14 protein-coding genes are annotated in these 14,771 nt (G+C 43.6%); 11 read left to right on the top strand and 3 right to left on the bottom strand.

Annotation, left to right across the window (positions count from 1 at the left end; translation table 11 throughout):
- Window positions 1-68 precede the first annotated feature (68 nt).
- The 8 genes from K331_RS0108035 to K331_RS0108000 all read left to right on the top strand — a co-directional run bounded on the left by K331_RS0108035 (window position 69) and on the right by K331_RS0108000 (window position 9,169).
- Complete coding sequence (locus tag K331_RS0108035; protein WP_028589886.1) at window positions 69-614, top strand: hypothetical protein; 546 nt, start codon at window positions 69-71, stop codon at window positions 612-614.
- Between the two features lie 81 nt (window positions 615-695).
- Window positions 696-1,388 carry a hypothetical protein gene (locus K331_RS0108030; protein WP_028589885.1) on the top strand — a complete coding sequence of 231 codons (693 nt, stop codon included), beginning with the start codon at window positions 696-698 and terminating at the stop codon, window positions 1,386-1,388.
- Between the two features lie 589 nt (window positions 1,389-1,977).
- Window positions 1,978-3,387 carry an MATE family efflux transporter gene (locus K331_RS0108025; protein ID WP_028589884.1) on the top strand — a complete coding sequence of 470 codons (1,410 nt, stop codon included), beginning with the start codon at window positions 1,978-1,980 and terminating at the stop codon, window positions 3,385-3,387.
- A 140-nt stretch (window positions 3,388-3,527) separates the two neighbouring features.
- Window positions 3,528-4,244: an RNA polymerase sigma factor gene (locus K331_RS0108020; RefSeq protein WP_226383552.1), complete on the top strand. Its 717-nt coding sequence runs from the start codon at window positions 3,528-3,530 to the stop codon at window positions 4,242-4,244.
- Window positions 4,205-5,341: a hypothetical protein gene (locus tag K331_RS0108015; protein ID WP_028589882.1), complete on the top strand. Its 1,137-nt coding sequence runs from the start codon at window positions 4,205-4,207 to the stop codon at window positions 5,339-5,341. The genes K331_RS0108020 and K331_RS0108015 overlap by 40 nt, the downstream gene beginning before the upstream one ends.
- Window positions 5,342-5,449: 108 nt before the next feature.
- The gene (locus tag K331_RS0108010; protein WP_028589881.1) at window positions 5,450-6,790 is read left to right on the top strand and encodes a DUF2252 domain-containing protein; all 1,341 of its coding nucleotides are present in this window, start codon (window positions 5,450-5,452) and stop codon (window positions 6,788-6,790) included.
- Window positions 6,791-7,122: 332 nt separating this feature from the next.
- Window positions 7,123-8,520: a hypothetical protein gene (locus K331_RS0108005; protein ID WP_028589880.1), complete on the top strand. Its 1,398-nt coding sequence runs from the start codon at window positions 7,123-7,125 to the stop codon at window positions 8,518-8,520.
- A gap of 247 nt (window positions 8,521-8,767) precedes the next feature.
- Entirely contained in the window at window positions 8,768-9,169 is a 402-nt protein-coding gene (locus tag K331_RS0108000; protein WP_028589879.1) for an HIT family protein, read from the top strand.
- Between the two features lie 52 nt (window positions 9,170-9,221).
- Here K331_RS0108000 and K331_RS0107995 read toward each other — a convergent pair whose 3' ends face one another.
- Complete coding sequence (locus tag K331_RS0107995) at window positions 9,222-9,941, bottom strand: hypothetical protein (protein WP_028589878.1); 720 nt, start codon at window positions 9,939-9,941, stop codon at window positions 9,222-9,224.
- A 1,285-nt stretch (window positions 9,942-11,226) separates the two neighbouring features.
- Entirely contained in the window at window positions 11,227-11,823 is a 597-nt protein-coding gene (locus tag K331_RS0107980; protein WP_028589876.1) for a hypothetical protein, read from the bottom strand.
- A gap of 303 nt (window positions 11,824-12,126) precedes the next feature.
- Here K331_RS0107980 and K331_RS31400 point away from each other — a divergent pair, with 303 nt between their 5' ends.
- Both K331_RS31400 and K331_RS30920 read left to right on the top strand, forming a co-directional pair.
- Complete coding sequence (locus K331_RS31400; protein WP_084165390.1) at window positions 12,127-12,288, top strand: aspartyl-phosphate phosphatase Spo0E family protein; 162 nt, start codon at window positions 12,127-12,129, stop codon at window positions 12,286-12,288.
- Window positions 12,289-12,444: 156 nt separating this feature from the next.
- On the top strand, window positions 12,445-13,137 hold the full coding sequence (locus K331_RS30920) for a winged helix-turn-helix domain-containing protein (protein ID WP_028589875.1): 693 nt from the start codon (window positions 12,445-12,447) through the stop codon (window positions 13,135-13,137).
- A 67-nt stretch (window positions 13,138-13,204) separates the two neighbouring features.
- On the opposite strand, the gene K331_RS0107965 is transcribed toward K331_RS30920, so the two are convergent.
- A complete protein-coding gene (locus K331_RS0107965; RefSeq protein ID WP_028589874.1) occupies window positions 13,205-14,167 on the bottom strand; it encodes a helix-turn-helix transcriptional regulator in 963 nt (320 codons plus the stop codon).
- Window positions 14,168-14,278: 111 nt separating this feature from the next.
- On the opposite strand from K331_RS0107965, the gene K331_RS0107960 reads away from it, so the two are divergent.
- Entirely contained in the window at window positions 14,279-14,761 is a 483-nt protein-coding gene (locus K331_RS0107960; protein WP_028589873.1) for a GyrI-like domain-containing protein, read from the top strand.
- The last annotated feature ends 10 nt before the right edge of the window (window positions 14,762-14,771 follow it).

Genomic DNA, 14,771 nt, shown 5'->3' with positions numbered 1-14,771 from the left:
GGGATTTCATTGAGAGAACAAATATTCCGTTATATAATAAAAGAACCAAAAAAAGGGGGATATGGATTGTGATCATAGTTTTAAGAAAACGTATTGCCTTTGTTCTGACACTGTTGCTGGTGTTACTGGTGGGTTGTGATACAGACTATGAGGCATCTCAAAATAATTATCGCTCCAATCTTGACACAGGCAACCTTAATATTGCGTTGGTTGGAGATAAAGGAATTAAAAATATCGAGGGAGTAAACTTTGTGGAGACAAATCTCCAGAGCTTAATACAGGAGAAGCATACAACGTATGATGGGATACTCATCTATAGAAATAGCTTTCAGGAAGCTATTAAAATGGAGTACAAAGATTTCTTCAGGGAAACTGAAGTACCCATTTTTTTTATTGATGCAGAGGATATTTTAGTAGCTAGCTTTCGTGAAAAGGTCTATTCATTGGAAGAAGCAAAAATCAGTTGGTCAGGGGCCTACGCTGCGGGATTTTTAAGCACAGAAGATGGGTATAAAGAATGGTCTCTTCATTTGCCGAATCAGCCTACGAAGGTAGATAAAGAAGAAAAAATCATCATGAGGATAATTGACATAATAAATAAAAATAAACAATAAATACATTATTTCAATAAAAATGTTTGCATTATCCATGTAATTTACTATTATAATTGTATAAAAAATAGTAGGAATAGTTATATGGAAAAGAAAACAAAATTTTTAGAGTTGTTGTTTGTGTTTACCTTAGTTATTGGGTTGACTCTTTCTTTCTCTGTCCCATCCTATGCTCAAAATAGTTTTGAGGAAGTAAATGATATTCAAAGTCAAGGTGTTATTGATCTTAATAATCTTGATGAGCTCGGTGATAATGTAACTGTAAAAGATGTTAGTTATGAAGAGGCAATGTTTAGTATAGCAGAGTTGCAAGGAATTTCCGTAGAGGAAGCCAAAAGTTTATACCCTGATAAAACAGCACAGAAATTACATAAAGATTCAGATATTCAACTGGCCAACTCATGGATTACGGAGATTAGTATTACGCAAAACGTTACAAGTGTATATAAACCCGTCTTGAAAATATATGCGTATTACTATAGTTCGGGCTCTTTTAGACAATTCCAAGAGTTGGTTAGTGTCCAGCTTGATCGAACTTCTACAGCTATACATTTCTTGACAAAACAGTTTGAGGGGAGTATTGAAGCAGAAATTAACTCTCGAAATGAAACGCAGATGTGGTGGCTTGTTAATGGTGATTTTTATGACAATGGTACGACCACGTTTTCAGGAAGTATTGAAGCAGGAGGCCTCGTTTGGAAAGGGACTGGTAGTATACAATATGCCACCAATCATTATGAATACTATTATAAGTCGGGAACTTATTCCTTGTATTAAAGTTCAATATAATAATTAGACACCATAAAACAGCGATCTTTTCTCGACATTTACTGAGGGAAGGTCGCTGTTTTATGGAATCTCTGGGCATTATCAATAATTATTTATTTCTGTATACCAGGTTAAAATACGTACTTTGGCCAATCTCCCGGAAGGGAGGTGATGCCTGTGGAGGTTTATCAAGCCCTGTCATTTGCGCATCCGAACGATCTGAAAAAGAAATAGACCCGCCTAGGTCAAGGTTGACGGTCTAATTCATAAATTACCTTAATACAGCCTCCCCCCTTAAAAGCGGCTATTGTGCCGAGGAGTTGTGATTCCAACACGGCTCTACTTTCTGTCCTCATATATCCCATATATAGCTTCTAATCAATTGATTAGCGAATGAACGAAGACTAATAATTGGAATTATACTACCTCCTACATCTATGTATCCTTCTTCATAACCTTAGATAATCAGGCCCGATGAAGGTGATAAATGGATTCTTTCAATTCGTTTCAATATATTTTCGAAAAATGGGATGTATTTTCAGGAAGACTGTGCTAACATACGGTTGGCTTATGAATTTACGCGAAGAAAGGTGACATCATGACCGCGAAAGCAGCACAGCCTGGATCGGCAGCGTCCGGCTCCAACCAGCTTAATATTGTTCATTTGACGTGGCCGATTTTTCTGGAACTATTCTTATTTATGCTGATGGGAAGCGTGGATACCTTCATGCTCAGCTCGGTATCGGATAATGCCGTATCGGGTGTAGGTGCTTCCAATCAGATTCTGTCTATTGCCATTCTCATTCTCGAAGTCATTGGTCATGGCGCAGCTATTGTCGTGGCTCAATATATTGGCTCTAAAAAACTACTGGAGGCCGCTCGGGTCACAGGTACAGCCATCACGCTGAACCTGATCGTCGGTCTGATCCTCAGTGTGATCTTCCTCGTCTTCGGCACACACATGCTGCAGCTACTGAATGTGCAGGGCGAGATTCTGGTGTATGCCAAATCCTACATGAGTATTGTTGGTGGAGCGATCTTCCTGCAGGCACTTATTAATGCTTTGGCTGCGACCATTCGTACTTATGGCTTCACAAAGGAAACGATGTACATCTCCGTCTTCATGAACGTTATTCACGTGGTCGGGAATTATATTCTGATCTTTGGTCATTTTGGTGCGCCTGCACTGGGTGTGGAAGGTGCTGCGATCTCGACTGTAGGTAGCCGGTTCATCAGTCTGTTGATCTTCTTCTGGCTGCTGTATCGGGTGACACCGGTTCGTATTCAAATAGAGCACTACCTGAAGCTGTCGAAGGATTATATTGTGAAGATTCTCCAGATCGGAATTCCATCTGCCATGGAATCCATCATGTATCAGTGCTGCCAGCTTGTGTTCACATTGTACGTGACCTACCTCGGAGCCGAAGCGATGGCGACACGTCAATATGCCGTGAACATCTCCAGCTATATCTATCTGTTCAGCATGGCCGTAGGCATGGGTACAGCGATTATCGTCGGCAGGCTGGTTGGTGCCAGACAGCCGGACTCCGCGTATACTCGCGTACTGACAAGTGTGAAGTGGGCCCTGGTGGTCACACTGGCCATTGATGCGCTGGTTATCTTGTTCCGTGTACCGCTCATGGGGATCTTCACCACGAATGAAGAAATCATTCGCTTGGGTGCACAGGTGCTGCTGCTCAGTATTATTCTGGAGAGCGGACGTACGACGAATATTGTCATCATCAACTCCCTTCGGGCGGCCGGGGATGCCAGATTCCCGGTATACATGGGCATCCTGTCCATGGTCTGCATGAGTCTACCGCTTGGCTACCTGCTCGTATTCCAGCTTGATATGGGATTGGCAGGGATCTGGCTAGCGATTGCTGCGGATGAGTGGACCCGTGCGATCATTATGTACTTCCGCTGGAAGAGCCGCTTGTGGGAGAAGCATGCATTGGTCGAGCCGGAAAAAGAAGAACCCGTACCTGCTCCAGCCGCAGCTCTGTAAGGGCTAGGTAAATAGGACAGTTCACAACCTTGAGTAGCGATATGCTACGATGAGACAAGGTGTGAGCTGTTTTTTTTATGAAATCAGGCCGATTTTGTGATCCTTGATTGTTATATAGAGTAGAACGGCAGGAGGTGAGGGTGACGGCACAGGAGGAAGCACGTATTGAAGCATGCAACGATTTGCGCAAAGAGGTAAGAAACGAATTATGCAACGAAGCATTCAATAAAGAACAGAATGAACAACAAGTCGAACAGCAGCATTTGGAGCAGATTCAAGAACCCATAGAAGAGGTTGTTGCCAGAGTCCAGCGCGGGGAGAGCGAGCAATTCGCCTACATTGTGGATAGCTATCAACAGCAGCTATTCCGGTATTGCTGCAGACTACTCGGCAATCAGCAGGATGCGGAGGATGCGGTGCAGGATATTATGGTGAAGGCCTATCAGAGCATTCGCAGGTACAAGGCCACTGTGAGCTTTAGCGCTTGGTTGTACCGTGTAGCCGGGAATCATTGCTTGAATCTATTGCGGAGACGGCGTGTATACCGGCAGGTGCTTCAATTGTTTGGATCAAGGCAAGTAACAGCCGGGCCTGAGGAGGAGCTGGCGGCACAATGGTACAGCTATCCGTTGGAAAAGGCACTAGCTCAGCTAACACTGCAGGAGCGAAATATTCTGGTGCTACGAGCACTGGAGCAGCGGTCTTATGAGGAAATGAGCGACATTCTGAACATTAGCGCTAATGCCTTGGCGAAAAGGATGCGCAACATCAAGCTGAAGGTACGTACAGCCATGCAAGCAGAGGAGGGGGTGACCACATGTCACGACACGGATTCGGTGATGAGCACCAAAATATGATAGATCAGGATATCCTGGATGATCATTGGTTGAGAGCTGCTGAGGATAAGAGACCTGTTCCAAAAATTGATGTTACGGCCCGAGTCATGGAGCGAATTCAGCATCAGCATACTTCCAGTTACACAGCCTTGCGGCGCCTGACTACCCCAATAGGAGCAGTGATTGCATTGTGTTCTATGCTATTTGCTGGAGTATCTGCATATGCGGCCGTGGAGTGGATTCAGATCCGCAATGCTGAAGGTGAGATCCAGGTCGAATATACCGCGCCCGAGCCTCGTGAGACGGAGACGAATGAGGACATATACAACAAATATGGGCGGCAGTCATTGATAGCGGCTAGCTACATTGCCAGCTACAATAAATATGAGCAACAGGCATTGGCAGCAGCCAAGCCAGGCGAGCTCATGGCTTATTACGTAACGGGGAAGAAGGAGATCCCGACGCGTGCCACATCCACAAATGCAGCGTCTCCACAAGCCGCTCCACAGCCTGCGCTGTACTTTGCATACAAGGAACGACTTTATACAGAATATGATAGGTTCCTGCAGGAAATGAAGCGGGTCGGTACGCCGATCCTTCCGGAACAGGCAGGGGAGTATATTTTTGATGTAGGCAGGGTAGGCCCGAGACACAATGCTTACTACACCACAAACACAGATGCTAGCAACACGGTCGAGGTCTTAGCCCGCGCTACATTGGCTGAGCTAATGACCAAGGCATATCAGGCTCCTGATGGTCAGATCTTCATGAAGCCGATAGCCTGGACGGAGCCTGGATTCTTCGAGGGGACCTACACCTCCAAGAGAGGGGACCATGTGGGAATTAGTGCTGTTTTTCTGTCTGGAGACAAGGTGCAGGTCTATCAAGAGAAGGGGAATTCCCCGGACGTCATCCAGGTTGCGGGGCGTAGTGTCATTTATAATGATGTTATGACGGACATAAGCAATACTAGGAACGAGAAGGTCACTTATCATTATCTGAATTGGTACAATGAGCAGCAGGATGCTTACTATACTATTAGTACTTATGGCGATCATACTCTTGATAAGGCAGGGCTACTTGAACTGGCGAGAGAACTAATACAAGCTGGATTGTAGAGCGCTACACAAGATTACGTGGCCTGTATTCTCTTCTTGGAGTGTAGCCCTGATGTGCGTTATGATAGGAGGCATAATTCAGGTTCTTACATACAGGGGGGCATCTTGATGGTCAAGCCAGCCATTGTCGACAATGTCATTCGCACACGTACCAAGCTGCGCCGGGATACGCTCATCTCGGTGCTGGAAGAGTTCGATGAGAAGCTTATGGAGCTGGATCGGGAGAAGCGAGCTGAGAAATACCGTAAAATGATGCAGACGCCGTTCTCTTTCTTCCGGGGAAGTGCCTATCTGTTCTACTATGATGCTACACGTCATTATTTTCCCTATCACACATCGGTAGAGCAGCCGACATGGATTCAGGGCGATCTGCACTTCGAGAATTTCGGGGCCTTCTGTGATGAATCGGGTCAGATTGTGTATGATGTGAATGATTTTGACGAAGGCTACATCGGCTCCTATCTGTATGATGTACTGCGGATGTCTGCAAGCATTGCGCTGGTCTGCCGTCAGCTCGGTTATGACCAGGAGCGCCAGTTCGCCATGCTGGAGCATTATGCGCTGGCCTATTACAAGCAGATTCGCCGTTATGCCAAGCACAAGGCTGATCCTGGCAAATTCGTGATGGACAAGCAGCATGCCAAGGGCTTGATCCGCAAGCTGCTTCGCAAGCTGGAGAAGCGTCAGCAAGGGCATTTTCTGGAGAAGGTGACCGCCGTCATGCAGACCGATCGAGTATTCCTGGAGAATAGTGAGCTGGTCGTGCCCACGCCAGAGGAGCAGCAGCAGTTGGAGGGGGCTTGGCCGATGTATCTGTCCACACTTCGTTCTTCCATGGAAGAGACAGGGTACTACCGGATCAAGGATGTTGCGATCAAGCATGGCTCAGGGACCGCTTCGATCGGGCTGGATCGGTATTATGTTCTTATTGAAGGGGGTCAGAGTCAGCGGGGAGAGGATGACATCGTGCTGGAGGTCAAGGAGGTACGCGTGCCCGTGCCAGCGTATTTTCTGCCTTATGCCGACGTGTTCTGGGATAGCTTCGATCAGCAGGGTAAGCGAGTGACTGCGACTCAGCAGGCGATGCATCACAAGGCAGATCCTTATCTCGGATACCTGACGCTGGAGGATAGGGACTTCTATGTGCGGGAGCGCTCACCATATAAGAAGCGGCTCAAGCTGGAGCAGATTCAGGATACGGAGGATATGGCTGACATCTTGTCTGCTATGGCGTGCCTGACCGCCAAGATGCATGCCCGCGCGGATGCGGATGTGGAGCAGGGAGTCCTGGCCTATCATAGCGAGTATGCCATCTATGAGGCGATGGGTAACAGTCCTGAAGGCTTCGTGAAGCACATTTCTCGCTGGGCGTTCGGCTATGCGAATCAGGTGGAGCAGGACTATCAGCTATTCTGCGAATGGGTCGAGAACTTCCAGACGGGTGAATAGAGGCTCTTTTAGCGGTAACTGTGGGGATCGGGTGCAACCGGTCCCTATTGCTATTCTTATGTTACCATACACGAATAACGTGATTACTACATTAATGAAGTTAGAGACGGGTAGCAGTATATCCAGTAGCCACATATTCACGTATGAAATCACTGGGCGCGGATCGCCTTAAACGGTGGTTTTTTTTGTATTTCTGAAATCATCTCTTATATATAAATCAATATATGGGTAATTTTGTTTTTATATGGTGAATTAAGGTATAATAATAGAGTTGGTATATACATATAATTTCCATTACATCATAAAAAAAGAAAATGGGAAGGAGGATTCCGTTGCATACAGCTACAATTCGAACAGAGGTCAGAGATTATCTGCTGGAGCATGACCTGAACATGAGTGAGTTCGGCGGGGTGGCGGGTCTGAATCCAGGTACGGTGAGCGGCATTGTGATGACGAACCGTTCGATCTCTGTGCACCAGATGGACCGCATTACCAAAGCGATGGATAAGCCTGAGGATTATTTCTACAGCCGATATGTACAAGAGTACATGCGGGATACCCCTTTGAATTGGCGAAGGGTCAAGCCTTTTTTGCAGCGTTGTATGGAGCTTAACAGACTGGATTGTATGGAACAGGTTGTAAGCATACTTATGGAGAACGTTACCTACTATGCTCCGCTGGTGTTCGAGCTGGCTGAGGATTTTTTTGGGCAGGAACGGTATGAGGCAGCGGCACTATTATATAAGAATATAGCATTTAGCGAGAAGAACCAGCATTCCGAGCGATTGGCAATATGTCAGTACAGGCTGTTCAAGATTCGCATTGGCGATGATCAGATACAGAATTTGAAGGCGGCTGTGGAGTTTGGTCCATATGCAGAAAGACTAGGTGAGCTGGAGCAGCTCGACGCCCTGAAGGATCTGGCGAATCTCTATCGTTCATTGGGGCACTGGGATACGGTCTTTGAACTGGCTCAGGACATGGGACAGAAAGCGAGAATTCAGTATGAGTTGAAGCAGAGATCTGATCGAGGAGATATGGATGCTCTATCAAGATTAAGCAGGCCATTATTTGTATATATTGCTTATGCCGATTTTCTATCAGCAAGTGCTTGTGATGAACGTGGAGTTTATGCAGAAGGGATGAAGCATATCCAAGCCTATGCCGATTTAAGTTGGGTCAAGGAGCAGGATGAGGATACCAAGAAGTGGATTGTATCCTTCCAGCAATGGACTAAAGTAAACCTGTGTGTGAATCGTCTGATGGCAGGGGAGATTCATGTACTACCTGAATATGTGGATTACATCGAAGGGGAAAATGAAATTTTTGCAGAACTTTTGAATGTGGTTGAAGCAGCTAACAAATACAATATAAATATAGATTCAATTCTGAAGAGGTTTGAACAGCAAATTGTTGATCCTCAGCGGCATAAATTTAATGATACGTACAATCAACAAGTTCTTTCTATAGAAGAGGCGCGTTTCTGGTATGAATTGTCTAAGTACTTTTTATGCAGAAGGGATTATTCTCATGGCTTTAAATGTTTAATGGATTGTTTGGAACTAGCGCATAAAATGAACAATAAGGTATTATTAATGAATTGTGTAGGTCTATTTGAAAATTTTAGATCAGTTGCGACAGCAGAAATGAAGACACAGTATAACGCTCTGATACGAAAGGTGTGGGAAGGGAATGATCAGAAAGGCGGCGTGCTTCTTAGTAGTTCATAGCCTGAACCTAGCATGTTTTTTAGCTCTAATGGAGCCACTCCAATTAATTAAGACAATTCAAGTTATGGGTCATATTGGTGGTGCATAATTGAGTTGACAACTTTTTGATTTTCTTAAAAGTAAAGACGCTCTATGTATATGTGATTTTGAATGAGCAAAGTCACTACATAGAGCGTTTCCTTGTACAATGGGGTTCTCTCTGAAATTTTCAGAGTCAGCTTATGTTTGATGGAAGGTGGTTTTTGGAATGAAGGAATGTCCTTTGTGTAATCTTGACTTGGTGGAGCAGCAACAAGTAATAATGCAAAATGAACATTGTATTTTCCTGCAAACTCCACAAGAAGTTTTAATTGGTTCAGGACTCATAGTTCCTATTAAACATCGTGAAACAGTATTTGACCTAACAGAAGAAGAATGGTCTGCAACATACTCATTATTACTAGAAGTAAAATCTATCTTGGATGAAAAACTTCAGCCTGAAGGATACAATATTGGCTGGAACTGTAATGCCGTGGGAGGTCAGCATATCATGCATTCACACCTACATGTTATTCCACGTTTTAGTGATGAACCTTATGCCGGAAAAGGCATCAGACACTGGCTAAAAAAAGCAGATAACAAGCGAAGTGTAGCATTCCGTTTTAAATAATTTTATAATATTGAAATTCGGTCCCTAGCAGATGAGAACAAAGAATTGCATTTCACATCAAAGGATTAAATTTATGGCTTTCAAGTAACAATAAATCTAGTAATGATATACGTGTAAGTCCAGCGGTGGCTCGAAGATCGAATCTCGGGTTTTGTAATTTGATAGAGGTAAACCATACCTGATCGTGCTTGGTCAAGGCGGTAACAGATATCCTATCAAAGCTCGATTGGAAATACTGAACAATATTCATAACTAGCTCATCATCCAGCACACACAAGGGCGTAGTGAAATATACGAAATCAGTCCCGTTCTCCTGTCTCACCCAATAATTCAACAAAAGCAGTTTAATAAGAGGATTGCCTATATTGCTGGAAATGGGTGTGTGCCCTCGATCAGCCTGTACTCTGTCATAAATAACGATATCTGTGTATCTGTCGTCAAAAGGATCATAGTCCTCTAATTTATCAAACTGTGAAAATAACTTAGCCCAATACACATATTCTTGTGGTAACTGTCTTGAGCGTAACAGGTCTTGAATGATCTGCCTGATCTCTTGCCTCAGATTAATAAGACTGATCTGATAGCAGTCCTCGTGCTTGTGAATTTGAACCTCGTTAAACAAACTTTGATAGCTTGTTATATTAAGTCTGTGTAGATCACTTGGTTCAATGTACAGATCGGTGCTATATTCATAAGTCTTATTGTTAACAAAATAGTGACTCATGATAATGTGAAGTGGATAAGAATAGGCGGAGAAGAGTGAAGTACCCAACCGCTTACCTCCTTCGTTAATAGCTATTATGTAGTTGGAATTATTATTGTCCATTTGAGAGTCCCTTTTTCCTTCTAATAATCAGTAACGTGCCCGCAACAATGCCAACCTCGGTGGAAGACAGTATTGCAATGGTGCTAGCCTTCGGTATAGATGACGAGATGTTTGCCAAACTCCCGCCTGATCTTGACTCAGAAGGATCGACATCGGCATTGCTCGCATCAACCTCGGACTGGTAAGCATCCAGCATTTCTTGAAACTCATGTATGTTTTATACTAAAAGGCTTTAAATCGGTCAATGCGCCGCTTTCTCTCAGGAGAACAGCAACATCCCTTCTCTCAGTGCCCGGCTTTTTCATTAATGAAGGGCTACGAATACGAACAATTGAAATGGGTCAGATTGTCAACTTCGCATAAGGCCATTCTTTCATAAGATTGCCTACACGCTTCCACATCTTCAACATCCACATAACCCTGACTGACCAGACGACTCATCAAGTTAAGTCCGATATGCCGAACACATCTGAAATAACCAGGTTTTCAGTTGATTTCAATAGCCAAATGAGTAATAGGCTTGAACTCAAGCCACCCGAGCATATCGGACAATTGCTTGGTTAGTGTACCGAACGTACGAACCTCGATTAGTATGTTGCCTTCCACATGACAATCGTTTTCTGATGAACATCCGTGCCTACACAGTTCTTCAGTAGTACATCCATGTTTTGAGCTTCCATTTGAGAATCAGAAATGATTCGATCATTAGCATTTTCTGTTCGCAGTCCTCGGAAAAAGGTTTTTCCGGGCTGCGGCGGTTTGTGCAGAGAGCCGGCCCCTACGGTTTATTTGACGGGTAACTCCACCCCAAAAGTAACAAACTCTATAAGTAAGGAGTGCTTCTTTCTGGTACAAACCTTTGCTACCATTTTCATGCTAGGTTTGCGAACGAGAGATTATCGATGATTATTCGTACCATTTAACAACCTATTGCACTGATTAATTCAGTTTTTGCGATTTTTCATCCATTTTCTGATAATGATAAACAAATAAGTAAATACGGCTAAGAATAAAATCATGCCAATTATGACTGCAAGCGAAGCACTATCAAACATTGGAAACAGCCCCTTTCATTAATTGACTACTTAATATAGTAAACCTTGATTTCATTTTATGATGTTTTTCTAGAAATATATAACATAACTAAATATATTATATGAAATAAAATGCCCCTTTGGTCAAATGCTCCAAAGGGGCACAAGGTAGGTAATTCTCCGCATTGGTATAAGCTTTAATCCCAATGAAGTGTCATTGTTCCACCACTAGTAACTTGGGTATACATAACCCCCTGCCCATCATAAATCTTAACCCACTGATTATCAAATAATGTCATTTCAACGGATGCATTAACTTCCGCTGGAAAACTTGCTGTAGATGTAGCGCGAGAGATATACAAGCGTGGGTTTCTGAATGATATAAATATACCAGTGTATGCGTGATTACGAGCGTTGGATATTACCCACTGAGCACCTGACTTGGATAAATCAAATTGATAGCTATGACTAATGATCCCATTATCATAAGAAGAGGTCCACGTGCCTACGCTGGCAGGATTTGTAGATGATCCTGCTTGGGGAGCTATTGTATTAGGTGTAAATTTCATCTCTAGGGTGTATGGATTACCTTCTGCATCTTTATATTCTTTTATTTTCGTATAAGGTTTACTCAAATCCAACGAGTCGAGATTAACATCAATGACAGCTTCTTGAGTGATAGCTACAGAAGGTGGCGTCTGACTTTCGTTAGCTTGAGTAGCAGTTGGGTAGAACCCGATAAACATTGCAAATACGAGAGCCAAACATGAAACATTCTTTAACAGTTTTTTCACGCGATCATCTCCTGATTATTTTTGTATTTGCTTATTGTGTTATTCTTGTTGCTAGTTCGTATTTGAAAGCAATCTAAGTCCTCCTTTCACTATTTGTGAAAATGACATCCAGTTCATGAATCATTTTCTAGTTTATATTTCTGAAAAAGAATGATAAATCCTTTGGGCAAAGCGAGAGCATACTGACAGCAACTTAAGGACAAATCGAGGACATACCAAGGACACAATATTTTCCAAAAATATAGAGAGGCTTATTTTTTTCATAACCCCTTACCTTGAAGGCTAACAAGGAGGGATGAGGCCATGATGACAGGCATCCTATCTCAGATCGAGAAGGAACGGCGGCAATTGCATAAGCTCCAGTCACTGTTCGGTATGCGTGATGAATGCGTGCTGATTCAGTCCATGCGGCTCGATGAATTGATTAATCAGTATTATAGAGTGAAGGGTCTGAAGCAGTCTTAATCCTCGTTCCCCTAGTAGAAGATAGAAGAGCTCCGTATATATGTCTAAATTAGTAAGCCCACAGATGTTGTCATGTGAATACAAAATAGAGATTAATATAGCTGATAGTGAACTCAACCACACGTGGTTTGTCACGAATATGGAGGAGAGGCCGTGATGAATGTTGCTCTATTTACGGATGAGGAAAGCATAATTCAGTTTTTCAAGTATCTGTTGGCGAAAGTTCCTTTCTCTATATATCCAATTGAAAGTTTGAATTCTTCGGTATGTAAGAGCTATAGCTATGTGATCGTGGGAGCAACGCAGATCTATGAGGAGGATACGAAGAAGCTTCATGAAGTTTTAGCATGTGGGCCCAAAGTATACTTGGCGACTTATAAAGAAATGACCAAGAGCGAAGAAGAGCATATCGAGCAGCTTGGCATAAGTGGCATTCTAAAGGCGCCTGATTATCAGCACCTACAGGAAAGTGATAGTCATTGGGGTCAGGTCCTGACTCAATTGGCCTGTTCAGTACATACAGCAAGTGAGAATAACGATACCATACCCGTACCTGTGCTCGTGGAGATTGGACGAGATACGTGGTACCACCCCGAACAGCTGTGGGTGCAGTCTGATGGAGTGAAGAGGGATTTAACAGAGAAGCAGGCGAAGCTCTTGCAGTATTTTCTGGATCATGAGGGAGAAGTAGTGACCAAGTATGAGCTGGCGGATTACATATGGGGAGGGTATATCAAGCCCGAGGGGATTCCGAAGTTCATAGCTCGGCTGAAGGATAAGCTTGGCCCTGCGGGAGCTCTTATTACTTCTAGGGCTATAGGCGGGTTTCTATATGTCCGTGATTCGTGATTCTTGAGCTGTACAAATGTTCGGAGTGTGGCACCCGAAGCTATATTTCAAGTGTAGCAAGCACGGGTTACGAGCGGAATAAATTCAATCGTTCCTGCAGGTCCTTTAAAATTTCCTCTGGTGCCTCTCTGATCTTCATATCGTTACCCAAGAAAAGTAGCCAACTGGTCCATTCGCTTAATTCTTCGGGATGATGGACAGGGATGAACGTCTCTAGAGTGGCTGTAGTCTGGTAAGGATTCGTATAGAATAGGGATACCTTTAAGGGATGATACTTTTTGAACTGGGCAATCGCTGCTGGACCAAGCTCCAGGACAAGATTAGTTGCCGCTTTCTCTTTATTTAGTTTCTCTAGAATCTTCTTCTTACTTATTCTATTTTTCGCACGGTATGGTTCAACATCTGTAAGGTTGTCGACAGGAATCATCCGTCTCTTCTCCTCATGTAGGTCATAGCCTTCAATGAACCACAGACTTTTCTCACGATACAAACGCAAGAGGTAGATGGGATAAGACCTTATTCGCTTCTCATCCTGAATGGAAATCAACAAATAATGGTCTACAAGCAGGACTCGAATGAGTTTGTCTAACATAGGGTGGGGAAGATCGGACAAGTCCAGAAGATCGGGATTGTTAGGATTGGTCCCTTCGAACAGCAGAATTTGATTTAACAGCACCAGATCATCCTGCTGATGGTCTGACAGGAGGCCAAGTAACTTTTCGGCCAAAGATTGACGACTCTTCAAATAGGGGAGCTGTTGATTTCTCGTGGCCATAAAAGCAATAAAGAGAGCTTTGATCTCATGATCGGTAAATTGAACGTTAGGCAAGACGGAGTTGTTCATCACAAAATAACCCCCATCCCTTCCTACCTCAGCGACAAGTGGCACTCCCATCGCTTCAATTTCTCTGACATCCCTAATCGCTGTCGAACGTGAAATGTTGAATTCGAGCATGATTTCAGAAATGGTAAAATGGGCACGATTATTGATATACCGCATCATGGTATTAATTCGTTCAACTTTTTTCATGCGGCCTCCCTAAATAGTATCACTTTTTGACATGGTTTAAGGCTATTATAAGACCATCAAGTGAAAATACAAACTCATTTGATCAATCTAATGAAGAGGTAGGTATTAAATATGGCGGAGTATACTTTAGAAAAAAAAGACAGCTTTATCGTTGTTGGTCTGGGTACAGAGCTTAAGAGCAATTACACAGATTATGCAGGCATTAACAAGGAAAAGTCAGACTTCTGGCATGCCGTCCAGCAGGATGGAAGGCTCGCTACTTTAAAAGCTATAGCTACAAATGACTACGTGTTTGTTGTGAATGAGGCCGTGAATAACAAGATGATGCACTATGCTGGTGTCATGTCAGAGGCCACCCTGCCCGAAGAGGAATCAAGAGTTATCCAATTTCCCAAGGGGTACTACGTAGTGGTGAGAGGGGAAGCGCAGACAACAGAAGAGTTAAGCAATCAGCTCTCGGGTATTGCCTTTAGTCAGGTCTTACCTGGAGCGAAGGATGTTGCCTATGTTGGTGGGCCCAATGCAGCCGTGCAGATGGGAGAGCGAAATGGATTGGTGTATGGTGAAATGTGGATTCCGGTCGTTAAGAAATAACACTTCAAAA

Source organism: Paenibacillus massiliensis subsp. panacisoli DSM 21345, from assembly GCF_000426545.1.
Taxonomy (GTDB): Bacteria; Bacillota; Bacilli; order Paenibacillales; family Paenibacillaceae; genus Paenibacillus; species Paenibacillus panacisoli.
This window is presented reverse-complemented; position numbering and strand designations above follow the sequence as displayed.

Bases quoted from the DNA above. Each gene is read 5' to 3' on its own strand.
- K331_RS0108030 (WP_028589885.1), top strand. From the start codon at position 696: ATGGAAAAGAAAACAAAATTTTTAGAGTTGTTGTTTGTGTTTACCTTA.
- K331_RS0108010 (WP_028589881.1), top strand. From the start codon at position 5,450: ATGGTCAAGCCAGCCATTGTCGACAATGTCATTCGCACACGTACCAAG.
- K331_RS30920 (WP_028589875.1), top strand. From the start codon at position 12,445: ATGAATGTTGCTCTATTTACGGATGAGGAAAGCATAATTCAGTTTTTC.
- K331_RS0107960 (WP_028589873.1), top strand. From the start codon at position 14,279: ATGGCGGAGTATACTTTAGAAAAAAAAGACAGCTTTATCGTTGTTGGT.
- K331_RS31400 (WP_084165390.1), top strand. From the start codon at position 12,127: ATGATGACAGGCATCCTATCTCAGATCGAGAAGGAACGGCGGCAATTG.
- K331_RS0108015 (WP_028589882.1), top strand. From the start codon at position 4,205: ATGTCACGACACGGATTCGGTGATGAGCACCAAAATATGATAGATCAG.
- K331_RS0108025 (WP_028589884.1), top strand. From the start codon at position 1,978: ATGACCGCGAAAGCAGCACAGCCTGGATCGGCAGCGTCCGGCTCCAAC.
- K331_RS0107965 (WP_028589874.1), bottom strand. From the start codon at position 14,167: ATGAAAAAAGTTGAACGAATTAATACCATGATGCGGTATATCAATAAT.
- K331_RS0108000 (WP_028589879.1), top strand. From the start codon at position 8,768: ATGAAGGAATGTCCTTTGTGTAATCTTGACTTGGTGGAGCAGCAACAA.